The 21619-nt window shown below is 72.4% G+C and carries 22 protein-coding genes and 1 riboswitch; of the genes, 12 read left to right on the forward strand and 10 right to left on the reverse strand.

The genetic code is table 11. From position 1 onward, the window contains the following. Positions 1 to 10: 10 nt before the first annotated feature. The 3 genes from M8I34_RS01445 to M8I34_RS01455 form a co-directional block, all read right to left on the reverse strand. The gene (locus M8I34_RS01445; protein WP_250047430.1) at positions 11 to 997 is read right to left on the reverse strand and encodes a hypothetical protein; all 987 of its coding nucleotides are present in this window, start codon (positions 995 to 997) and stop codon (positions 11 to 13) included. A gap of 344 nt (positions 998 to 1341) precedes the next feature. Further along, positions 1342 to 1947: a hypothetical protein gene (locus tag M8I34_RS01450; protein ID WP_250047433.1), complete on the reverse strand. Its 606-nt coding sequence runs from the start codon at positions 1945 to 1947 to the stop codon at positions 1342 to 1344. Positions 1948 to 2040: 93 nt separating this feature from the next. Further along, positions 2041 to 3084 (reverse strand): cation diffusion facilitator family transporter, encoded by a 1044-nt coding sequence (locus M8I34_RS01455; protein ID WP_250047436.1) that lies wholly within the window; start codon positions 3082 to 3084, stop codon positions 2041 to 2043. A gap of 225 nt (positions 3085 to 3309) precedes the next feature. Between M8I34_RS01455 and M8I34_RS01460 the strand changes: the two genes are divergently transcribed. The 3 genes from M8I34_RS01460 (at position 3310) to cobM (ending at position 5849) form a co-directional block, all read left to right on the forward strand. Further along, positions 3310 to 3579, forward strand: a complete 270-nt coding sequence (locus M8I34_RS01460; RefSeq protein WP_250047438.1) for a hypothetical protein — start codon at positions 3310 to 3312, stop codon at positions 3577 to 3579. Between the two features lie 171 nt (positions 3580 to 3750). Next, positions 3751 to 5064 (forward strand): precorrin-6y C5,15-methyltransferase (decarboxylating) subunit CbiE, encoded by a 1314-nt coding sequence (gene cbiE / locus M8I34_RS01465; RefSeq protein WP_250047441.1) that lies wholly within the window; start codon positions 3751 to 3753, stop codon positions 5062 to 5064. Continuing rightward, the gene (gene cobM, locus M8I34_RS01470) at positions 5061 to 5849 is read left to right on the forward strand and encodes a precorrin-4 C(11)-methyltransferase (RefSeq protein ID WP_250047443.1); all 789 of its coding nucleotides are present in this window, start codon (positions 5061 to 5063) and stop codon (positions 5847 to 5849) included. Before cbiE ends, cobM begins: the two co-directional genes overlap by 4 nt. Positions 5850 to 5956: 107 nt before the next feature. On the opposite strand, the gene M8I34_RS01475 is transcribed toward cobM, so the two are convergent. Beyond that, positions 5957 to 6187 (reverse strand): hypothetical protein, encoded by a 231-nt coding sequence (locus M8I34_RS01475; RefSeq protein WP_250047445.1) that lies wholly within the window; start codon positions 6185 to 6187, stop codon positions 5957 to 5959. Positions 6188 to 6844: 657 nt separating this feature from the next. Here M8I34_RS01475 and M8I34_RS01480 point away from each other — a divergent pair. Further along, positions 6845 to 7180 (forward strand): hypothetical protein, encoded by a 336-nt coding sequence (locus M8I34_RS01480; RefSeq protein WP_250047449.1) that lies wholly within the window; start codon positions 6845 to 6847, stop codon positions 7178 to 7180. Between the two features lie 24 nt (positions 7181 to 7204). Here the strand turns inward: M8I34_RS01480 and M8I34_RS01485 are convergent, their stop codons facing one another. After that, positions 7205 to 8398: a cobalt-precorrin-5B (C(1))-methyltransferase gene (locus M8I34_RS01485; RefSeq protein ID WP_250047451.1), complete on the reverse strand. Its 1194-nt coding sequence runs from the start codon at positions 8396 to 8398 to the stop codon at positions 7205 to 7207. Positions 8399 to 8415: 17 nt separating this feature from the next. Here M8I34_RS01485 and M8I34_RS01490 point away from each other — a divergent pair, with 17 nt between their 5' ends. Further along, entirely contained in the window at positions 8416 to 9195 is a 780-nt protein-coding gene (locus tag M8I34_RS01490) for a cobalt-precorrin-6A reductase (RefSeq protein WP_250047452.1), read from the forward strand. Positions 9196 to 9354: 159 nt separating this feature from the next. On the opposite strand, the gene M8I34_RS01495 is transcribed toward M8I34_RS01490, so the two are convergent. After that, positions 9355 to 9582: a hypothetical protein gene (locus tag M8I34_RS01495; protein WP_250047453.1), complete on the reverse strand. Its 228-nt coding sequence runs from the start codon at positions 9580 to 9582 to the stop codon at positions 9355 to 9357. A gap of 136 nt (positions 9583 to 9718) precedes the next feature. Between M8I34_RS01495 and M8I34_RS01500 the strand changes: the two genes are divergently transcribed. The 5 genes from M8I34_RS01500 (at position 9719) to M8I34_RS01520 (ending at position 11964) form a co-directional block, all read left to right on the forward strand. After that, positions 9719 to 10540 carry a helix-turn-helix transcriptional regulator gene (locus tag M8I34_RS01500; RefSeq protein ID WP_250047454.1) on the forward strand — a complete coding sequence of 274 codons (822 nt, stop codon included), beginning with the start codon at positions 9719 to 9721 and terminating at the stop codon, positions 10538 to 10540. Next, the gene (locus tag M8I34_RS01505; protein WP_250047455.1) at positions 10537 to 10746 is read left to right on the forward strand and encodes a DUF397 domain-containing protein; all 210 of its coding nucleotides are present in this window, start codon (positions 10537 to 10539) and stop codon (positions 10744 to 10746) included. Before M8I34_RS01500 ends, M8I34_RS01505 begins: the two co-directional genes overlap by 4 nt. Before the next feature lie 22 nt (positions 10747 to 10768). Beyond that, positions 10769 to 10978, forward strand: coding sequence for a DUF397 domain-containing protein (locus tag M8I34_RS01510; RefSeq protein WP_250047456.1), 210 nt, complete (start codon positions 10769 to 10771; stop codon positions 10976 to 10978). A 279-nt stretch (positions 10979 to 11257) separates the two neighbouring features. Beyond that, on the forward strand, positions 11258 to 11470 hold the full coding sequence (locus M8I34_RS01515; protein WP_244413681.1) for a type II toxin-antitoxin system HicA family toxin: 213 nt from the start codon (positions 11258 to 11260) through the stop codon (positions 11468 to 11470). Next, a complete protein-coding gene (locus M8I34_RS01520; RefSeq protein ID WP_250047457.1) occupies positions 11467 to 11964 on the forward strand; it encodes a type II toxin-antitoxin system HicB family antitoxin in 498 nt (165 codons plus the stop codon). Before M8I34_RS01515 ends, M8I34_RS01520 begins: the two co-directional genes overlap by 4 nt. Before the next feature lie 120 nt (positions 11965 to 12084). On the opposite strand, the gene M8I34_RS01525 is transcribed toward M8I34_RS01520, so the two are convergent. From M8I34_RS01525 to cobG, 3 genes are all read right to left on the reverse strand, one after another. Next, complete coding sequence (locus tag M8I34_RS01525) at positions 12085 to 13767, reverse strand: precorrin-2 C(20)-methyltransferase (protein ID WP_250047458.1); 1683 nt, start codon at positions 13765 to 13767, stop codon at positions 12085 to 12087. Positions 13768 to 13769: 2 nt separating this feature from the next. Further along, a complete protein-coding gene (locus M8I34_RS01530) occupies positions 13770 to 14402 on the reverse strand; it encodes a precorrin-8X methylmutase (protein WP_250047459.1) in 633 nt (210 codons plus the stop codon). 186 nt (positions 14403 to 14588) lie between these two features. After that, positions 14589 to 16001 carry a precorrin-3B synthase gene (cobG, locus tag M8I34_RS01535; RefSeq protein WP_250047461.1) on the reverse strand — a complete coding sequence of 471 codons (1413 nt, stop codon included), beginning with the start codon at positions 15999 to 16001 and terminating at the stop codon, positions 14589 to 14591. 166 nt (positions 16002 to 16167) lie between these two features. After that, positions 16168 to 16295, forward strand: a riboswitch (cobalamin riboswitch). A gap of 37 nt (positions 16296 to 16332) precedes the next feature. On the opposite strand from cobG, the gene cobN reads away from it, so the two are divergent. Then, positions 16333 to 19935: a cobaltochelatase subunit CobN gene (cobN, locus tag M8I34_RS01540; protein ID WP_250047462.1), complete on the forward strand. Its 3603-nt coding sequence runs from the start codon at positions 16333 to 16335 to the stop codon at positions 19933 to 19935. 79 nt (positions 19936 to 20014) lie between these two features. On the opposite strand, the gene M8I34_RS01545 is transcribed toward cobN, so the two are convergent. Beyond that, positions 20015 to 20746, reverse strand: a complete 732-nt coding sequence (locus tag M8I34_RS01545; RefSeq protein WP_250047463.1) for a DUF4097 family beta strand repeat-containing protein — start codon at positions 20744 to 20746, stop codon at positions 20015 to 20017. A gap of 218 nt (positions 20747 to 20964) precedes the next feature. Between M8I34_RS01545 and M8I34_RS01550 the strand changes: the two genes are divergently transcribed. Then, positions 20965 to 21237, forward strand: coding sequence for a DUF1876 domain-containing protein (locus M8I34_RS01550; RefSeq protein ID WP_250047464.1), 273 nt, complete (start codon positions 20965 to 20967; stop codon positions 21235 to 21237). Positions 21238 to 21619 lie beyond the last annotated feature (382 nt).

A 21619-nucleotide genomic window follows, 5' to 3' on the forward strand; every position in this document is an offset into this window, starting at 1 on the left:
GGGCCCTGGGTCAAGGGCCGTCGGCGGCGCGGGCGAACCGTCGTAGGAGCAGTGCCCGCGCCGTCGGCGGCCCCGCGGCGGCCAGCGCCGCGGTCAGGGCGCCCGCGCAGGCCACCAGCCAGACCCCGGTGCGCAACGGACCGGTCAGCGCATCGGCGTAGGCGCCCGCGGCGGGCCGGGAGATCACCGCGGGCAGCGCGTCCAGGGCACGGCTGCGGACCAGCGCGAGCGCAACGGCCAGCAGGGCGGCGGCCGCCGCGCACCCCAGCCCCGTACAGATCAGCGCCCGCCGCCGCTGCCGCACCAGCAGCAGCCCGCCGGCCAGGCAAAGCGCCGCGGCGGGCGGCAACAGCAGCGCACCGGTGTGAACGACCTTGTAGACGGCCCGGATCCGCGGCACGTCCGGGCCCTTCAGCAGCACGATCTCCACCCCGGCCCGCGGCACCCGGCGCAGGATGTCGAGCCCCATCCCGTTGCGGGACAGCTGGTGGGTGACCCGCTCCACGACCGGTGTGAGATCGAGGGTGACCGCGGAGCGGCCGGACGCGGTCAGGCTCCCGTCCAGGGTCCGGTGGGCGGTCCGGTGCACCCCGTTCCACATCGAGGGGAAGTGGCGGCCGGTGACGACCTGCCGCACCTGCTTGTCCACGAATTCGCGGATACCGCGGGTGAAGTGCTTCCGCAGCGCGGGGCGCTCGGCGCGCGGTACGGCACGCAGCAGCCCGTCGAGCCGGACATGGGCCATCACCCCGTTCGTCACATCGTCGACGACCGCGTCCTGGACGGCGGCATTCCCGGCCAGCGGCGCCACCGTCGCCACATAGCTGTCGGTCTCGGTCAGCTCGGCCCGCGCCCAGGTGGCGGCCAGACTCAACGGCAGCAGCAACGCCCCCATCAGCAGCAGCACCCCGCCGGCCACCGCGCGCCCACGCCGCCGCGGCGACCGCTCCCGCTCCGTCATCCGCCCGTCCTGGCATACGGGGGCGCTCGCTGCCATCGCGTCTGGTCCCTCCTGCCCGGCGGCGGACTGCGGCGCGTCCCATGGCTCGGCCGGGCCCGGGGAGACCCACAAGACGTGCGCCCTACGGCCATCTCCCAGGCAAGTGCGAACCCCGGCCGCCCGCGAGCGGGGCCGGTGCCAATGGGTGACCGGGCATGCCCACCACGGACGGGCGCGCGGCTCCGGGCGTGCGCACCGGGAACGGGCGCGCGGCTCCGGGCGTGGGCATGGGTGACCGGGCGCCGCGGTTCCGGACCGTGCCCACGGGTGACCGGGCACGGTCCGGCTCCGGCTCCGGCTCCGGCTCCGGCGGCGGCCGACCGACCCCGCGCCCGCCGCCCTCAGTGCGGCTGCGCGGCGCGCCGCCGCCGTACCGCCCGCACCACTCCCGGTCCGAACAGGGCAGCGGTCGCGGCGGCCCCCGCCCACCACATCCAGCCGTCGCCGCCCCCGGCCTCGGCGTGTGTCTCCGGCAAGTCGTCCAGATCGCCCGAGCAGGCCGTGGGGGTGTAGGAATCGCCCACGTAGACACAGACCGTGGCGGCGGCGCGCAGGGTGCCGGGGGCCGCGGTGGCGGTGGGTCCGGTGCGGGCGCCGAGTACGGCCGAGGCGGTGAACACCTGGATGTCGTGCGCGGGCAGATCTGCGCGCCAGACCACCTTCTGCTCACCCACCTCATGCCCTTCGACGGTGCCGCCGGGCGCGGTGGCGGAGGTGGTGGTGGCCGGCATGTCCTGTTCGATGCGGGCCCCGCGGACCTCGGTGGGGCCCATGTTGTGCACGGTGATGCGGTAGTCGAGACGTTTGCCCGACTCGGCGTCGTCCCGGCCGTCGGTGACGGCCACCGTGACCGAGACGGCGGGCGGGGCCTGCGGGGCGGACGCGGCGGCGGACGGAGCGGGGAGCGTGGCGGCGCACAGCAGCGCGCAGACAACGGCGGTTCTCATGCCGTCATCCGAGCACCGCGGCCCCCGTCACCGGCGGCAGGCGGGCTCCTCCCCGGCCGGGTTCACCCGAGTGAGGGCGGGCGGCCCCGTCCCTCAACGCCGATGCGGCCCCGACCGGTGCACCGGGCCATGGGCGTCCTCGCAATGGCCGGTCTGCTCCTCCGGGCCGGTGCCGGGGCCGGTGTCGGGCCGCGGGCCCAGCGTCAGGACGTCGTCGGGCGAGCCCTGTTCGCCGACGTGGTCGACCTGGAGGGTGGCGTGGCCGATGCCGTACTCGCCGCTCAGCAGCTCCTGGAGACTGCGGCGGACCTTGTGGCAGTCGCCGCCGGGCGCCACGAGGATGTGCGCGGACAGCGCAGGCTGCCCCGAGGTGATCAGCCAGATGTGCAGATCGTGCACCTCGACGACCTCGTCCGTGGCGGCCAGCCGCTCGCCCAGGGCGTCCGGGTCGACGCCCGTCGGCGCGGCCTCCATGAAGATCCGTCCGGACTCGCGCACCAGCCCCGTACCGGCCCGCAGCATCAGCGCGACGACCACGAGCGAGGCGATCGCGTCCGCCCGCTCGAAGCCCGTCGTCAGCACGATCAGACCGGCGACGGCGGTGGCGACGAACCCGAACAGGTCGGTGAGGATGTGCTGGTAGGCGCCCTCGACGTTCAGGCTGGAGCGGTTGGCCTTCGACAGCAGCCAGGTGCAGATCAGATTCACCACGATCCCGGCCAGCGCGGTGACCAGCACCAGCCCGCCGGTCACCTTCGGCGGCGAGATCAGCCGCTCGACCGCCTCGTACGCCAGCCAGACCGACAGCAGCAGCAAGGTGATGCCGTTGGCCTGCGCGGAGAGGATCTCGGCGCGCTTGAGCCCGTAGGTGTAGCCGCCGCGCGCCGGCCGCGCGGCCAGCCGCATCGCGACCAGGGCCAGCACGATCGAGACCGCGTCGGTGAGCATGTGGGCGGCGTCCGAGATCAGTGCCAGGGACTGCGCCACCACACCGATGACGACCTCGACCGCCATGTACGCGGTGAGCAGGATGAGCGCGCTGCGCAGCCAGCGCCGGTCGGCGTCCGGTGCGACCCCGTGCGCATGGCTGTGGCTGTGCCCGTGGCTGTGCCCGTGGCTGTGGGCGTGCTCGGTCATGGGCGCGCTCCTTCCTGGCTCCTCGTGCGAAGCAAACCGCACTTCGGGCAAAGATCCAAAGGCTGCATCGGTGACCGTTGTCATTACCGTCAAACGGCCTATCGTCCCTGGTCAGAGCGGTGCGGAAGCGGAGCGGAGTTGGCGCGGGAAACGGAGCTGGGATGTCCGCTTCCGGCTGGCGTGGGAAGCCGTCGAGGCCCCCGCGCCCGGGTAGCATCCGGCGCTATGAGTGCTACGGGCGAGACCGCGCGGCCCGCACCCGGCAAGGGCCAGATCCTGGCGGTGCTCGGCCTGCTGGCCGCCGTCGCCCTCCTGTCCACCCACCACGAGGGCCTCCCCTTCTGGCTGGGCGCGCTGACCGGCGTGGTCGCCGTCCTCGGCTACCTGGTCTGCTTCGACTCCCCGCGCGGCATCTGGCAGTGGTTCCCGGCGGGCGTGGGCTTCTGCGCGGCGTTTCTGTTCGCGGGGCAGTTCCTGATCGCGCTGCTGGCGTGAGCGCGCGCGGCAGGTGACGGGGTCCGGCCCGGTCCGGGCGGCCGCCTGCCTGCGGTTCGTGGGGGGCAGCGGGACCGTGCGATCCGACCGGTCAGTAAAGTTCGGCTCCCGTCCCCCGGACCGGCGCCCCTTCCCGGGACCGGCCCCTCCCGACCTCTGAGGTACTCGGCAGTGAGCCCCGCACCACCCGCCCCGGCCGCTCCTGAACCCCTTTCCGTCGTCGGCATCGGGGCCGACGGCTGGGACGGACTGCCCGCCGCCTCCCAGCAGGCCCTGTGGACCGCCGAGGTGCTGATCGGCGGCCCCCGCCAGCTCGCGCTGCTGCCCGAGGAGTGCGCCGGTGAGCGCGTCCCGTGGCCCGCGCCCCTGCGCCCCGCCGTCCCCGGACTGCTGGCCGCGCACGCCGGGCGCCGGGTCTGCGTGCTGGCCAGCGGCGACCCGATGTTCTACGGGATCGGGCGGACCCTGACCGAGGTGCTGGCGGAAGAGCCGGCGGCCGCCCAGGGGGAGCCTCGGCTCCGCATCCTCCCCCACCCCTCCTCCGTCTCCTACGCCTGCGCCCGGCTCGGCTGGCCGCTGGAGGACACCGAGGTCATCACGCTCGTCGGACGGCCCACCGAGAACCTGGCCCGCGCGCTGTACGACGGCCACCGCCTGCTGGTGCTGTCCGCCGGGGCCGGCACCCCCGCCGAGGTCGCCGCCCTGCTGCGCGCCCACGGCTTCGGCCCGACCCGTATGCGCGTACTGGAGCAGCTCGGCGGCGACCGTGAACGGACGGCCGAGGGCACCGCCGACGGCTGGGACGCCCCGCCCGCCGACCCCCTCAACGTCATCGCCCTCGACTGCCGCCGCGCGCCCGGCACCCCGCCCCTGTCCACCGTCCCGGGCCTCCCCGACGCCGCCTACGAACACGACGGCCAGCTCACCAAGCGCCATGTCCGCGCCGCCACCCTCGCCGCGCTGGCGCCCGCCCCCGGTGAACTCCTGTGGGACATCGGCGGCGGCTCCGGCTCCATCGCCATCGAGTGGCTGCGGGCGCACCGCAGCTGCCGCGCCGTCAGCGTCGAGCGGGACGCCGTACGGGCCGAGCGGATCGGCCGTAACGCGGCCTCGCTCGGCGTAACGGCGCTGCGCATCGTCCACGGTCCCGCGCCCGCCGCGCTGGAGGGTCTGCCGACGCCGGACGCGGTGTTCATCGGCGGCGGGCTGACCGCCCCCGGTCTGCTGGCCGCGTGCTGGGAGGCGCTGCCGGCGGGCGGCCGGATCGTCGCGAACACCGTGACGCTGGAGTCCGAGGCGCTGCTCGCCGACCACTACCGGCAGTACGGCGGCGAACTGGTCCGGCTCGCGGTCGCCCATGCGGTGCCGGTCGGCGGCTTCACGGGCTGGCGGCAGGCGATGCCGGTCACCCAGTGGTCGGCCGTGAAGCCGCAGACCGTCTCCCCGTCCCCGTCCTCCCTCCCCCAGGAGACCGAGCAACCATGACCGTCCACTTCATCGGCGCAGGTCCCGGCGCCGCCGACCTGATCACCGTGCGCGGTGCCCGTACGCTCGCCTCCTGCGGGGTCTGCCTCTACGCGGGCAGCCTGGTGCCGCGCGAGCTGCTCGCCGAGTGCCCGCCCGGCGCCCGGCTCGTCGACACCGCTCAGCTGGACCTCGACACGATCACCGCCGAGATGGTGCGCGCCCACGAGGAGGGCCACGACGTCGCCCGGCTGCACTCCGGCGACCCGTCCGTCTTCAGCGCAGTCGCCGAGCAGATGCGCCGGCTGGACGCGGCCGGGGTGCCGTACGAGGTGGTGCCGGGCGTCCCCGCGTTCGCCGCCGCGGCCGCCGCCCTCAAGCGCGAGCTGACCGTCCCCACCGTCGGCCAGACCGTCATCCTCACCCGCGTCGCCCAGCGCGCCACCCCCATGCCCGAGGGCGAGGACCTCGCCACGCTGGGCAGCAGCGGCGCGCTGCTGGTCCTCCACCTGGCCGCCATGTACGTCGACCGGGTCGTCGCCGAACTCCTGCCGCACTACGGCGCCGACTGCCCGGCCGCCGTCGTCGCCATGGCCTCCCGCCCCGATGAACTCGTGCTGCGCGGCACCCTCGCCGACATCGCCGGCCAGGTGAAGGCCGCGGGCGTGGTCCGTACGGCCGTCATCATGGTCGGCCGCACCCTGGGCGCCGAGCAGTTCCGCGACAGCCATCTCTATTCGGCGGACCGCGAGCGGCCGCACGGCGGGTGCGGTGTGCAGGACCCCGCGCCCGCGGACACTCCCTGAGTCCGGACGCACCAAAGCCCCGGGACGGGAGGTCCCGGGGTTCCGGTGCGTCCTGCTCGTGGGCGGCCGCGCCGCCGGGGGAGCAGGTTCCCCTTCGGTCTCAGCTCTCAGAGACCGCTGGTCTGCACCGAGGCCAGGGCGGAGCCGGAGAGCTGCGCGCTGACGCCCTCGGGGGAGATCGACGCGCCGCCGCCGACGAAGCCGCCGACGTTCAGGTTGGCGCCGTGCCCGGCGATCTCGGCGCCCGCGTTGGCACCGGCGCCGGCGATGCCACCGGCGATGTTCTCCAGCTCGCTGTCGGAAATCTCCGTGGCGGCAGGGGTGAAGCCGTTGCGCATGATGTGACCTTCCCGTAAAAGCTGTGGATTTTTTCAACCAACGCAGGCCGAATTGTGGCTGGGTAATCCGGCCGCAACACGGTCGCCCGGCACCGGGAATGTGACACCCGTAATGGCGTCCGTGTGTTCATGAAATGCAATCACGGCACGTGGTTTCGCGGCAACTTATCGCCAGATTTTTCACCGGCCTGAAATGTGCCGCAACGGCCGCCCTGACGTGCGGCTTTGCCCGATTCCTGTGGACGGCCCCCTTGCGTGGCAGCTGCGGGACAACGGTCATGGAATGGGCCGTCATGCCCCCTTGGGGTCCTCGGGTGAATCCGCGGACCGGGTGCGCCGAGTGCCCACCGCCGAGCGTGATGGCAGGAGATGTCTGCATTTTCCGCGTAACGCGGGTCATAGATTTATGCCGAGCCCTGAAACATCCTTTAGGCCGCCAGAAGCGAATGAATTCCCCTGCGTCCGTGCTTTCGGTGGAGTCCCGTACCGGAAGGCGCTGCTTCCGCTACGCGCGCCCCATCGCCCGTCCGTAGGCCTCCCGGGACCGTCCGTATGACTGTATGACCGCATCGGGGTGAATGTCCGTTACTCGGCTCCCGGGGGCCGGTAAGGAAGCTGCGACACCCAAGGGGGGCCGAAGCAAAGGAGTACGCCACGATGCGTACCAGACTGGCCGCCGGTGCGGTCGGCGCCGCAGTCCTGCTGACGCTCTTCGGCGGCAATGTCGCCGGTGCCGACGGCAGGGAGCATGTCGCGCAGGCGACGGACACCCCGGGACAGCGGCACGACAGCTCGCCGTGGATGCACAACAGCCCGGGCCGGATGACCGACCAGCCGAGCCGGATGAGCGAGCGCCGGGAAGGCCGCTCCAGCCGCCCCGGGTTCCGCGACAACCCGCTCCGGCTGACCACCTGTGCCCTCGGCACGGTGCTGGGCAGACTCACCGGCCGCGGCAACGACTGTGCGGCGAACCGGTACGGGTTGCGCACCTGACAGGTGCGGAGGTGGGGGAGCCCTTCAACGGAGAGGGCTTCCCTGGCCGGTGTCCCCCGGCCCCCGCGGCTCCGCCCGTCCCACCACCATCCCCGCCCGGTCGATACAGATGACATCGACCGCGACGGGCGCGCCCCGCAGCACGGCCAGCGACTCGTCACGCGCCGTCGCCGCCACCAGATCCCCCAGCGGGACGCCCGCCGCGGCGCACAACTGGAGCGCCGCCAGGCCCGTGTTGGCCTCCGCCACCGCCCCCGCCAGCGCCTCGTCCGCCCCGCCCCGCCGGGCGAGTTCCGCGAGGAACCCCTTGTCGACCTGGGACCGCGCGGAGTGCAGATCCAGATGCCCGGCCGCCAGCTTGGACAGCTTGGCGAACCCGCCGCAGATGGTGAGCCGCTCCACGGGATGGCGCCGGATGTACTTCAGCACCGCCCCCGCGAAGTCGCCCATGTCCAGCAGCGCGTCCTCGGGCAGGTGGTGCAGGGCGACGGCGACCTTCTCCGACGTCGATCCCGTACACCCGGCCACATGCCGCCGTCCGGCCGCCCGCGCCACATCCACGCCCCGCCGGATGGAGTCGATCCAGGCCGAGCAGGAATACGGCACGACGATCCCGGTGGTCCCCAGGATCGACAGCCCGCCCAGAATCCCCAGCCGCGGATTCCAGGTGCTCCGGGCGATCTCCTCCCCGTGATCGACGGAGATCTCCACCTCGACGTCGGCCGTCGCCCCCGGCCCGCCGCCGTGGCGCCGGGCGACCTCCGCGAGATGCTCCCGCATCATCTGCCGCGGTACGGGATTGACCGCCGGCTCACCGACGTCCAGCGGCAGGCCGGGCCGGGTCACGGTCCCGACCCCCGGACCGGCCTTGAAGACGACCCCCGATCCGGCGGGCAGCGCCCGCACGGTGGCCCGGACGAGCGCCCCGTGCGTCACATCCGGATCGTCGCCCGCGTCCTTCACCACCCCCGCCATGGCGGCCGTCCGCCCCGGCGCGAGCTCCTCCACCGCCAGCGCGAAGGCCGGGGTCTGCCCCTTCGGCAGCGTGATCGTCACCGGATCCGGGAACTCGCCGCCGAGCAGCGCCGTGTACGCGGCCGTGCTCGCCGCCGTCGCACAGGCACCGGTCGTCCAGCCGTGCCGCAGCCCGGTGTGCGCGAGCTGCGCGCTACGCCCTCCGGCGGCCTTGCCCGTACCCTGCGGTTGCGCTTCAGCCACGGAGGAACCCACATCCCATGCCCGACGCAGCCCGCCCGCCGCGCCACGTACTGATCCTCGGCGGTACGACGGAGGCCCGCCGCCTGGCCGCCGGCCTGGCACCGGAGCCGTCCCTGCGCGTGACGACCTCGCTCGCCGGCCGGGTCGCCGCGCCCCGGCTGCCCGCCGGGGAGGTACGCATCGGAGGGTTCGGCGGCCCCGAGGGCCTCACCCGCTGGCTGCGCGAGCACGCGGTGGACGCGCTCATCGACGCCACCCATCCTTTCGCCGACACGATCAGTTGCAGTGCGGCCCAGGCCGCCGCCACCGCCCATGTTCCCCTGCTCGCCGTCCGCAGGCCCGGCTGGGTGCCGGGACCCGGCGACACATGGCACCAGGTCACCTCCCTGGACGAGGCCGCCGCCGCCCTCCCCGCCCTCGGCACCCGCATCTTCCTCACCACCGGCCGGATGGGCCTCTCCCACTTCGCCCACCTCACCGACCTCTGGTTCCTCGTCCGCTCGGTCGACGCCCCCGAGCCCCCGTACCCGCCCCGGATGACCACCCTCCTGGACCGCGGCCCCTTCACCCTGGACGGCGAACGGGAGCTGCTCCGCGCCCACCGCATCGACGTCCTCGTCACGAAGGACAGCGGTGCCGCCGCGACCGCCGCCAAGCTGACGGCGGCGCGGGAGGCGGGGGTGCCGGTGGTGGTCGTACAGCGGCCGCCGGTGCCGGAGGGGGTGCCGGTGGTGGCAGGTCCGGACGAGGCCGCCAACTGGGTCCACCGCATTTTCAGCGAGGCCAATTCACGCTGAGGTAATTGGCCTCGCGGACCCTTTCGGCTAATTCTCCGCGGCTTCGGCTCATTCTCGGCGGCGTTACGGATTCCTCTGGCGCGTCGTTCGGCTCGTCGTCGCCGCTCGGATCACGGACGGTCGTGGAATCACCCTTCTCCCCCTTCTCCTTGTCCTCGCTCATGGGGCGCACGTCCGCACCGCGTCCGCGAGCCGGCGTGCGACTTCGGGGGTGCAGCGGCCCAGCTCCACGAGCGGCCGCGGAAAGTGCTCCGCCAGCGAGACCACGTCCACGGCCAGCGACGGCAGGGTGATGTCTGCCGCCTTCAGCGCCGTCCGCAGCTCGCCGCACGCCTGCTCCGCGTCCCTGATCTTCCCGGCCGCCGGACTGCGCTCCGCCATTCCCATTCCTCTTCTCCGTTCGAGTCCTGACTGGGCTGCCAAAGCCCTTTCGCAGTTCTAGAGTCGTCACAACAAGCCGCCTCCGACAGGGAGTTGGCGTTGCCGTCGGAACGGGACAACAGGGGGATGGGGGAATTGGCGAATGGTCGAAAAGAATTCCGAGGACGAGGGCTCGGCCCGTTGGGTCCTTGCATGTGAACTCCGCCGGTTACGGGAGTCGTCCGGCAGGTCGCTGGCCCGGCTGGCCGACGAGATCAAGTACGACCGCACCTACTTGCACCGCCTGGAAACCGGCGAACGACTCTCGAAGCTGCCGGTCATGCAGGCCCTGGACCGGACGTACGGCACGGGCGGGCTGCTGGTGCGGTTGTGGGGGCTGGCACGGCTGGATGCGTTCAAGGACAAGTACCGGGAGTTCATGCAGCTGGAGGCGAAGGCGACGATCCTGCATACATACGCGAGCGCCATCCCTGGGTTGCTGCAAACCGAGGACTTCGCCCGAGTGGTGCTGTCGTCGGTGACAACGCCCATAAGCCCCGACGAGATCGAAGAGAACGTCGCTGCCCGACTGGGCAGACAGGAGTTGCTGCAACGTCACCGACCGCCGAACGTTCGGGTCATCCTCGACGAGTCGGCGCTTCGACGGCCGGTGCGCGACCCTGTCATCTGGCATGACCAGCTGGTGCGGATCTTGGAGGCTGCCAGGTCCCCGCACATGACCATTCAGATCCTTCCGTTCTCTGCCGGAGTGCATAGCCTGGTGGGTGGTTCGCTCTGGCTGTTGTGGATGGCGGACGGTGGGGCCGTTGCCTACCTCGAAGGCAACAGCTCGGGTGAACTGATCGAAGAGCCAGAGGAGGTTGAGCCATATCGCCTGGCCTACGATCGGCTCCGCGACGAGGCCCTCTCGCCGTCTGAATCAGCAGCGTTCATCGAGCAGTTGGTGGAGGACAGCAGACCATGAAGACAGCCAGCGACCTGGTCGACGCCGTGTGGCGTAAGAGCAGCTACAGCGATGGCGGAGCCGACAACTGTGTTGAGGTCTCCGATGGTTTCCCCGGTGCAGTCCCGGTCCGCGACAGCAAGAACCCGACCGGCGGTGTGCTGTTTTTCCCGGCCGCAGCTTGGTCGGCCTTCATAGGTGGCGTGACGGCTGACCAGTTCCACTGAGGCGAGTGGAGGACAGCAGACCATGAAGACGATCCCCAACCTGGCAAGCGTTGCCTGGCGTAAGAGCAGCTACAGCGATGGCGGAGCCGACAACTGTGTTGAGGTCTCCGATGGTTTCCCCGGCGTCGTCCCGGTCCGTGACAGTAAGAACCCGACCGGTGGTGTGCTGCTCTTCCCAGTCGCTGCCTGGTCAGGCTTCATAGGCGGCGTGAAGGACGGCCGGCTCGGTTGACCGGCCGCACCCTCCTCTTGATCACGTCGCCCCGCCGGGCAACGTGATCAAGAGGAGTCCCGTGGTCGGCAGGCCGGTCGAAGGCCAGGCCGAGCTCACGGCGAGAGTCTGACAACAACTGCCGTGAGATATCCGCCAGTTGAATCGTCTCCATGTGCACGGTCTGCCCCTGTCGCCGGGCCGCTTCGGTGCGAGGAATCCCGCGCGGTGGGCGCAACAAGAGAAGGTCTGTCTATTCATGCTTGACTTGACGTGTCTAGTTTCATTGGACTTACACTTATGAAGTACAGGGACCTGATCAAAAAGATCAGGGACGCAGCCAAACCCCGAGGCGTCGCCTTCGACCTGGTTCGCCAGAAGGGCAGCCACCAAACCTGGGTGTGCGGCAGCACGCGCGTCGTGATCCCCAAGCACACCGAAATCAACGAACTCACCGGCCAGGGAATCTGTAAGGCGCTCGAACCGGAGCTCGGAGAAGGGTGGTGGAGATGACCGCCTACCGCGTCACAGCGCGCCGCGCGGGTGATTGGTGGGCCTTGGAGGTCCCTGACCTCCCGGGGGTGTTCAGCCAGGCCAAACGCCTCGACAAGGCCGATGAGGCAGCCCGTGAAGCCATTGCCGTCATGCTTGATGTCGAGATCGAGGATGTCGAGGTAGAGATCGAGCCGGTGCTGCCCAAGGAGGCAGTGCAGGCTCTCAAGGCTGCGGAGAAGGCCGAAAAGGACGCCGAGGACGCCAGGAAAGCCGCGCAGAAGGCCATGCAGGAAGCCGCGGCCACCTTGACCGAGTCACTGAGCCAACGGGACGCCGGTCGTGTCCTCGGTGTCTCCTTCCAACGGGTATCGCAGCTCCTGAAGGCCCGGCCGGTCGCGCCGACGCCGAAGACTGCGGTCAAGGCAGTCAAGGCGGGGCGAGTCCGGGCCGGCCACGAAGAGCGTTCGGGCAAGCAGGGGCGTCAGCCGCGGGAGAGGAAACTGTCCCGGTAACGCATTCGAAGGTCCGGCCCCGCCTCGCCGCACGGCAGGCACGGGAACTGCCCGACCTTCGACAGGTTCGGGCAGTACCTCAGGTGTCTGGACTAAGCGCGGACTGGGCAGCCGTCCGGCTCACTTCTCCGGGTACCTCCGCGGTGTCCACACGATCTCCGTGCCGTCGTCGCGCCGTACCGCCTGGGTCTGGGACGAGCCGACGATCAGGAGGGTGCGCATGTCGACCTGGAGCGGGTCCAGGTCGGCCAGGCGGACGGTGCGGACGGATTCCTCGGGGCCGCCGATGTCGCGGGCGAGGATGACCGGGGTGTCGGGGGCGCGGTGTTCCAGGAGGAGTTCGCGGGTCTTGCCGACCTGCCAGGTGCGGCTGCGGGAGCCGGGGTTGTAGAGGGCGAGGGCCAGGTCGGCGGAGGCCGCCGCGTGGAGGCGTTCGGCGATGACTTCCCAGGGCTTGAGGCGGTCGGAGAGGGAGATGACCGCGTAGTCGTGGCCGAGCGGGGCGCCGGCGCGGGCGGCGGCGGCGTTGGCGGCGGTGACGCCCGGCAGGACGCGTACGGGGATGGCGCGGTACGGGTCCTGGGAGGCGACCTCCAGGACGGCGGTGGCCATGGCGAAGATGCCGGGGTCGCCGCCGGAGACCACGGCCACCCGACGGCCGCGCCGGGCGAGGTCGAGGGCGAGTTCGGCGCGTTCGGACTCGACCTTGTTGTCGGAGGCGTGGCGGCGCTGGCCGGGGCGCAGCGGGACGCGGTCCAGGTAGGTGGTGTAGCCGACGAGGTCTTCGGCGGCGGCGAGGGCGCCGCGGGATTCGGGGGTCAGCCAGAGGGGGCCGGCGGGGCCGGTGCCGACGACCACCACCTGACCGGCCACCGCTTCACCGGCCACCGCTTCATCGACCACCAATTCACCGCGGCCGTCGGGCGATGCGGCCGGCTTGCCCGTCCCGTCCGGTGCGGCGAGCAGCTCGTCGGTGTCGTCGGGCGGGGTGGCGGCCTCTCCGCTGACGGGCGAGGTGATCGTCGCGGGTGGCAGGTCGGCGATGCGGCTGGGGACGACGGTGACGGAGAAGTACGGGACCGTCTCGGCGTCGATGTCCGTCAGCATCTGCGTGCGTTCGCCGGGCATGGTGGCACGTTCGACGTAGTGGGCCTCCGGCAGGCGGCCGGAGCGTTCCATGGCGCGGCGGACGGTGGGGAAGGTGCGGCCGAGCTTCATGACGACGGCGGTGTCGGTCGAGGCCAGACGGGCGGTGAGTTCTTCCTCCGGGAGCGTGCCGGGGAGGATCGTCAGGACCTCGTCGGCCTCGGCGAGCGGCTTGCCCAGGCGGGCCGCGGCGGCGCTGATGGAGGTGACGCCGGGGATGACCTCGGTCGGGTAGCGGTGGGCCAGCCGCTTGTGCATGTGCTGGTAGGAGCCGTAGAAGAGCGGGTCGCCCTCGGAGATGACGGCGACGGTGCGGCCGGCGTCGAGGTGGGCGGCGAGGCGGGCCGCCGCGGACTCGTAGAACTCGTCCAGGGCGCCCCGGTAGCCGCCGGGGTGGTCGGTCGACTCGGTGGTGACCGGGTAGACCAGCGCCTCCTCGATGTGGTCGGCGCGCAGGTGCTCGGCGGCGATGGAGCGCGCGATCGAGCGTCCGTGGCGGGCGCTGTGGTAGGCGATGACATCGGCCCGGTCGATCACCTGGACGGCCCGGACCGTCATGAGGGACGGGTCGCCGGGGCCGAGGCCGACCCCGTAGAGGCGGCCAGGGCCGGCCGTGTTCGCGACGCTGCCGTCACCGGTTGCCTGCTGCTCGCTCACGCTTACTCTTCCTCGCTTGCCATGGCGTTGATCGCGGCCGCGGCCATGGCGCTGCCGCCACGACGGCCGCGCACCACGATGTGGTCCAGCTTCGACGGGTGGGCGATCAGCGCGTCCTTGGACTCCGCGGCGCCGATGAAGCCGACGGGTATGCCGATCACGACGGCCGGGCGGGGCGCGCCCTCCTCGATCATTTCGAGGAACCGGAAGAGGGCGGTGGGGGCGTTGCCGAACGCGACCACGGCGCCTTCCATACGGTCCCGCCACAGCTCCAGGGCCGCGGCGCTGCGGGTCGTCCCCATCCGGGCGGCCAGGTCGGCGACGGAGGGGTCGGCGAGCGTGCACAGCACGTCGTTGTTCGCCGGCAGCCGCTTACGGGTGACGCCGCTGGCGACCATGTTGGCGTCGCAGAGGATCGGCGCACCGGCGTGCAGCGCCTTGCGGGCGGCTGCCACCACGTCGGGGGTGAAGGCCAGATCGCGTACCAGGTCGACCATGCCGCAGGCGTGGATCATCCGGACCGCTACCTGGCTGACGTCGGCGGGCAGCCCGGCGAGATCCGCCTCGGCGCGGATGGTGGCGAAGGACTGGCGGTAGATCGCCGCACCGTCCTTCTCGTAGTCGAACGCGGTCACTCTGGCCTCGGGGGTGTCGGGTGCGGGAGGGCTCGGTGGTTCACATGAATCGGGTGGATCGGCTGGATCGGGTAATTCAGGTGGTTCGCATGGCTCGGGTGGTTCGCATAGCTCGGGTGGCTCGGGTGGCTCGGGTGGCTCGGGTGGTTCATGGGCCAGGGCATGGGGCTTTGGGGTTGCTGTGGTTCATGGGGCCGGGGCCGGGGCCGGAGCCGTGGGCGGGGGTGCCGCGGTGCGTGCGGCGGTCGGTGCGGTGTCCGGTGCGGTGTCCGGTCCCACCAGTGCTACCCGGTAGCCCTCCGCCGTGGCCAGTACGTCGATCCAGGTGCCGTGCGGGTGACCGCAGCGGCGTGCGCAGCCGGACCAGTACACGGGGAGGCCCTCGGGGGCGGGGCCGGTGGGCAGTCCGTCCGGGACGGCCGCGCCGGCGGCGAGCGCGGCCGTCGCGTCGGCGCGTACGTCGGTGAGGGACTTGGCGCAGCCGGGGCGGCCCGTACAGGCGCCGAGCCGGTGCCAGGGAGAGGCCGGGTCGGTGATCAGTCCGGCGGTGGTCAGCTCCGCCAGCCGGCGGGGTGCCGCGGCGGCCGGCAGTCCGGGCAGGACGACGCCGCGCCACGGGGTGAGGCGCAGCGCCCCCGAGCCGTCGCCGGCGGCGATCGCGGTCAGCAGCCGCCATTGGGTCACCGACAGCCGGCCCAGCGGCGCCAGGACCGAGAGCGCGCGGTCGTCGTCGGGGCCCTCGACGATGCCGGGGGCGGCGGAGTCCGCGTACGGCGGGGAGGTGCGGGTGCCGGGTGCGGGAGCCTCGGGCACAAAAGCGGCCCGGATGCCCGCCGACCGCAGTGCCGCCGCCACGTCCCGGGCCGTCAGGCCGTGTCCGTCGGGGAGTTCGCGGACCCGCCAGGCGCCGCTGCCGCTCGCCGCGGCGGCGGTCAGGAAGGCCTCGGCGGCGGCGAGCGCGGCACGCGGAGCGTCCGGTCCTGCGATCCGCAGCGCCGCCGGATCGTCGCCGACCCGCAGCAGGGCGCCGCCCGCCGGGCCGGACCGGTCCCCGGCCGCTCCCGGTTCTGCGTCTGCTTCTGCTTCTGCGAGCAAGCTCACATCTCCGCCGAGCGCCGCCACATCGCCCCGCCCGTCGTCCAGCACGAACAGGAAACGGCCCGAGAGGGCGGTCGCGGACTCGCTCGCACAGAGCAGCGCGTCCAGCTCACGGGCCCACCGTCGCACGTCAGAAGGGGTGTGGCGGTCCAGTCCGGCCAGCGGGGAAGCGAGGATGTTGCGGATGCGTTCATGGCGTTCGGAGGGCAGCAGGCCGGCGTCGCGCAGCAGCGCGGCGAGCCGGCCGCCGCAGCCCTCCGCGAGGCCGCGGAGCTCGACGTTGCCGCGGGAGGTGAGGGAGAGATGGCCGTCGCCGAGCAGGTCCGCGGCATCGGCCAGGGCAGCAGCCTGACGAACCGTCAGATCTCCGGCGGGCAGCCGGATTCGGGCGAGATGGCCGTCGGCGGCCCGGTGCAGCCGCAGCGCTCCCGGGCAGGCGTCACCGCGGTCGCGCAGCGGCGGTGCGGCGGCCTGGGGCCGTGTCGAGGGGGAGGGCGGCATGGCCGCGAGCATACCCACGGGGGCGGGCGCCGATCCGGGCCGGATCCGGCCAGGCGCCCGGCCCGCGGCGTGCGCGCCCCCGCACCGGTCCGGCCTGCCCGGAGGCCCGCTTACCTCGGCCGTCCACAGCCCTTACTATGCAGGTCGGTGGGTCGGCTGGCCCACCGACGCCAGCGACGGCGCAGGGTCCTACGGCCCTAGGGAGGAAGCCCGGTGAGAATCCGGCGCGGTCCCGCCACTGTGAACCCGGAAACCGCCGGGCGAGCCAGGAACTCCCGCCGTCCTTACGACCACCCGGGGCGCGGACACCCCGAGGAAGGCCTGCGCTCGCATGCTTCTGCTGCTGTCGACCTCCGACACCGACCTGCTCAGCGCCCGCGCGGCCACGGGTCCCGTGCCGTACCGGCTCGCCAACCCCGCCCGGCTCGATGTCGCCGAACTGCCCGCGCTGCTGGAGGGCTGTGACCTCGTCGTCGTACGCCTCCTCGGCGGCATCCGTGCCTGGGAGGAGGGCCTGGAGGTGCTGCTCGCCGAGGACCAGCACCGGCCGGTCGTCGTGCTCACCGGTGAACAGGCCCCCGACGCCCAGCTCATGGAGCAGTCGACGGTCCCGGTCGGCATCGCGGCCGAGGCGCACGCCTACCTCGCGCACGGCGGGCCCGCCAACCTCGACCAGCTCGCCCGCTTCCTCTCCGACACGGTGCTGCTGACCGGCCACGGCTTCGACCCGCCGGCCCCGGCGCCGTCCTGGGGCCCGCTGGAGTGGGAAGCCCGCAACGAGACCGGCCCGCTGGTCGCCGTGCTCTACTACCGCGCCCACCACATGAGCGGCAACACCGGCTTCGTACGGACCCTGTGCGAGCAGATCGAGGCGGCGGGCGGCCGCGCCCGGCCCCTGTTCGTCGCCTCCCTCCGCGCCCCCGAGCCGGAGCTGATCGAGGAGCTGCGGGCCGCCGACGCCCTGGTCACCACGGTTCTCGCCGCGGGCGGCACCAAGCCCGCCGAGGCCTCCGCCGGCGGCGACGACGAGTCCTGGGACGCGGGCGCGCTGGCCGCCCTCGACGTACCGATCCTCCAGGCCCTGTGCCTGACCGGGCCGCGCAGCGCCTGGGAGGAGAACGACGAGGGGCTGTCGCCGCTGGACGCCGCCTCGCAGATCGCGGTCCCCGAGTTCGACGGCCGGCTGATCACCGTCCCGTTCTCCTTCAAGGAGGTCGACGAGGACGGTCTGCCGATGTACGTCGCCGACCCCGAGCGCGCCGCCCGGGTCGCCGGCATCGCCGTCCGGCACGCCCGGCTGCGGCACATCCCGGCCGCCGAGAAGCGCCTCGCGCTGGTGCTGTCCGCGTACCCGACCAAGCACTCCCGGATCGGCAACGCGGTCGGCCTGGACACCCCGGCCAGTGCCGTCGCCCTGCTGCGCCGCCTTCAGGCCGACGGCTACGACTTCGGCACCGAAGAGGTTCCCGGCCTGGTGTCCGGCGACGGTGACGAGCTGATCTACGCCCTCATCGAGGCCGGCGGCCACGACCAGGAGTGGCTCACCGAGGAGCAGCTCGCCCGTAACCCCGTCCGTATCCCGGCCGCCGACTACAAGCGCTGGTACGCCACGCTCCCGCAGGAGCTCCGGGACTCCGTCGAGGAGCACTGGGGGCCGCCGCCCGGCGAGATGTTCGTCGACCGCAGCAGCAACCCCGACGGCGACATCGTGCTGGCCGCCCTGCGCCGCGGCAATCTCCTCATCCTCATCCAGCCGCCGCGCGGCTTCGGCGAGAACCCGATCGCGATCTACCACGACCCCGATCTGCCGCCCTCGCACCACTACTTGGCGGCGTACCGCTGGATCGCGGCCTCCGCGGACGACGGCGGTTTTGGCGCGGACGCCATGGTCCACCTGGGCAAGCACGGCAACCTGGAGTGGCTGCCCGGCAAGAACGCGGGCCTGTCCGCGGCCTGCGGCCCGGACGCCGCCCTCGGTGACCTCCCGCTCGTCTACCCCTTCCTGGTCAACGACCCCGGCGAGGGCACCCAGGCCAAGCGCCGGGTGCACGCCACCCTCGTCGACCACCTCGTGCCGCCGATGGCCCGCGCCGAGTCCTACGGCGACATCGCGCGCCTGGAGCAGCTGCTCGACGAGTATGCGGCGATCTCCGCCATGGACCCGGCCAAGCTGCCCGCGATCCGCGCCCAGATCTGGACGCTGATCCAGGCCGCCAAGCTCGACCACGACCTGGGCCTGGAGGCCCGCCCGGACGACGACGGCTTCGACGACTTCCTGCTGCACGTCGACGGCTGGCTGTGCGAGGTCAAGGACGCCCAGATCCGCGACGGTCTGCATGTCCTGGGCGGCGCCCCGGCCGGTGAGGCCCGCGTCAACCTCGTCCTGTCCATCCTCCGCGCCCGCCAGATCTGGGGCGGTACGTCCGCCCTGCCCGGTCTGCGCGAGGCACTCGGTCTCGACGAGTCCGCCGCGACCCGTACGACGGCCGACGAGGCCGAGGCCACCGCCCGCGGCCTGGTCCAGGCGATGGAGGACGCGGACTGGGACCCGGCGGCGGTGTCCGCTGTCGCCGAGGGGCACTCGTCCGCGGTCGCCGACATCCTCGACTTCGCCGCCCGCCAGGTCGTCCCGCGCCTCGCCGCCACCACCGACGAGATCGACCACGCCGTGCACGCGCTGAACGGCGGCTTCGTCCCGGCGGGCCCCTCGGGATCCCCGCTCCGTGGCCTGGTCAACGTTCTGCCGACGGGCCGTAACTTCTACTCCGTCGACCCCAAGGCCGTTCCCTCCCGTCTGGCCTGGGAGACCGGTCAGGCCCTCGCCGACTCGCTCCTGGAGCGCTACCGCTCCGACAACGGCGACTGGCCGCAGTCGGTCGGGCTGTCCCTGTGGGGCACGAGCGCGATGCGGACCAGCGGCGACGACGTGGCAGAGGCCCTCGCCCTGCTGGGCGTCCGCCCCGTATGGGACGACGCCTCGCGCCGGGTCAACGGACTGGAGCCGATCCCGCTCGCCGAGCTCGGCCGCCCCCGTGTCGACGTCACGCTGCGCATCTCGGGCTTCTTCCGGGACGCGTTCCCGCACGTCATCGGCCTGCTCGACGACGCCGTACGGCTGGTCGCCGGCCTGGACGAGCCCGCGGAGTCCAACTTCGTGCGCGCCCACTCCCAGGCCGACCTGGCCGAGCACGGCGACGAGCGGCGCGCCACCACCCGCATCTTCGGCTCTCGCCCGGGGACGTACGGCGCGGGTCTGCTCCAGCTGATCGACTCCCGCGACTGGCGCACCGACGCCGACCTCGCCGAGGTCTACACCGTCTGGGGCGGCTACGCCTACGGCCGCGGTCTGGAGGGCCGCCCGGCCCGGGACGAGATGGAGACCGCCTACAAGCGCATCGCGGTCGCCGCCAAGAACACCGACACCCGCGAGCACGACATCGCGGACTCCGACGACTACTTCCAGTACCACGGTGGCATGGTCGCCACGGTCAAGGCGCTCAAGGGCAAGGCCCCCGAGGCGTACATCGGCGACTCCACCCGTCCCGAGACGGTCCGCACCCGCACCCTCGTCGAGGAGACCTCCCGGGTCTTCCGCGCCCGGGTGGTCAACCCCCGCTGGATCGAGGCGATGCGCCGCCACGGCTACAAGGGCGCCTTCGAACTCGCCGCGACCGTGGACTACTTGTTCGGCTACGACGCCACCACGGGCGTGGTCGCCGACTGGATGTACGACAAGCTCGCCCAGACCTACGTGCTCGACCCCGAGAACCGCGACTTCCTCCAGCAGGCCAACCCCTGGGCGCTGCACGGCATCGCCGAGCGCCTCCTGGAGGCCGAGTCCCGCGGCATGTGGGAGAAGCCGGACGCGGAGACGCTGGCGGCGCTGCGCCAGGCGTTCCTGGAGACCGAAGGGGAGCTGGAGGGGGAGGACTGACGCAGGGGCCGCGCCGCCCCGGCCGGGGCGGGATGCCGTCCTGGTCAGCGCTCTCCCGGGCCCGTGTGATGCCGCGGCATCACACGGGCTTTGCGGTGATGTCCCCGTTGCTGGTGGTCAGGTCCAGCTGGAAGCGTCCCGCCGGGTCCTGGGCGATGCCCAGGTGTTTGTCGCCGTTGCTGGTCTGGGCGGCGACGCGGTACGGGCCCTTCGGCAGTTGCAGGGTGATGGTGCCGTTGGACGTCCGCGCCCGGATGTTCTGGGCGACGGCCGGGGTCAGATCGATCTCCCCGTTGGAGGTCTGCGCCGTGATGCGCCTGCCCGACAGGCCGCGTCCGGTGATCTGGCCGTCGGAGGTCCGTGCGTCGACCGCGCCGGCGACCCCGTCCAGGTCGATGTCCCCGGAGCTGGTGGTCACCTTCACCGGGCCCACCCCGCTCAGATCCACCGCCCCGGACGAGGTCTCACCGCTGACCGGGATGCCCTTCGGCACCTCGACCGTGTAGTTCACCGAGCAGTCCTCGCCACAGCCGCCGAGCACCAGCACCCCGTCCTCGATCCGGTGTGTGTCCCCTTCGGGCCGTTCGCCGTGGTACCGCACCGAGCGGTGGACCGAGACCCTGCCGCCGCCCTTGCCGCCGTGCACCGTGAGGCCGCCGGAGGTGCTGTCCAGCCGGATGGCCGTGATCTTCTTCGACACCTCGGCGTCGTCCTTCAAGGTCTTGCCGGGCAGCACTCCGCAGGCGCTGATGCCGCATGCCCCGACGGCGGCCATCGCGAGGACCCCGATGTAGCGGACGCGCTTGCGCATGAATTCCCCCGGAAAGCTCGGTAGTTGGTGCGGCGAGGGGGCTCCCCCGCCCGCTTCCCCGCCACGACGAGGCTAGGGCGGCGGGTACGGCCCCACCATGGGGAAATCCCCCGGACCGAGGTGTGGTGTGCCCCAGGTGCGGGCCGCGGAGGCCGGTGCGAGGATTTTTGTGGGGGCGGTACATGGGCTGCTTATGGGGGCGGACGAGGAGGCTTCCGGTGACTGCCACGAAGACATGGAACGCCGAGATCAGCATCACCGAGACCGACAGCGAGGTCCGGGCCGAGGCCAGGCTGCGCGGCAAGGACGGCGGACAGATGGTCGGCGAGGGAGCGGCACGCTGCAACCCCGCCGACGAGAACGTCCCGGCCATCGGGGACGAGCTGGCGGTGGCGCGGGCGATGTCCGACCTCAGCCACCAGCTGCTGCAACGGGCCGCGCACGACATCGAGGTGCACACGGCCCGGCCGGTGGAACGGCTGCGCGTCTGAGGGACGTCGGCGCAGCGGCCGCCGTCCGGCGGGCGGGCTCGTGAAGGGCGTCGTGCCCGTCTCGCGCGGGCCGTCCGCTGAGCCCGGTCCGTGCCGCAGATGTAATGGTTGAATGTATTTGACCCATGACCGCACCCTGGCGGACATGGCGCGAATCCCAGATCTGCCGGGTGAATCGTGGTGGTGTCCCGCATGTGGCCTCTCCTCCGATTCCTGCCGGCCGGTATCAGAACACTCCACATCCGAGGGCATGGTGCGGTACCTGTGGTGCCACACCAGGGGCTGGTTCGTTGCCCGCTCCGACATTCAGCTGATCCAGGTGAGCCCGGGGGGACATCGCCTGCCCGCGCACCGAGGGGTCGCGTAACGCCGGAGAAGGCCA

The sequence above is a fragment of the Streptomyces sp. MCA2 genome, from assembly GCF_023544705.1.
GTDB lineage: Bacteria > Actinomycetota > Actinomycetes > Streptomycetales > Streptomycetaceae > Streptomyces > Streptomyces decoyicus.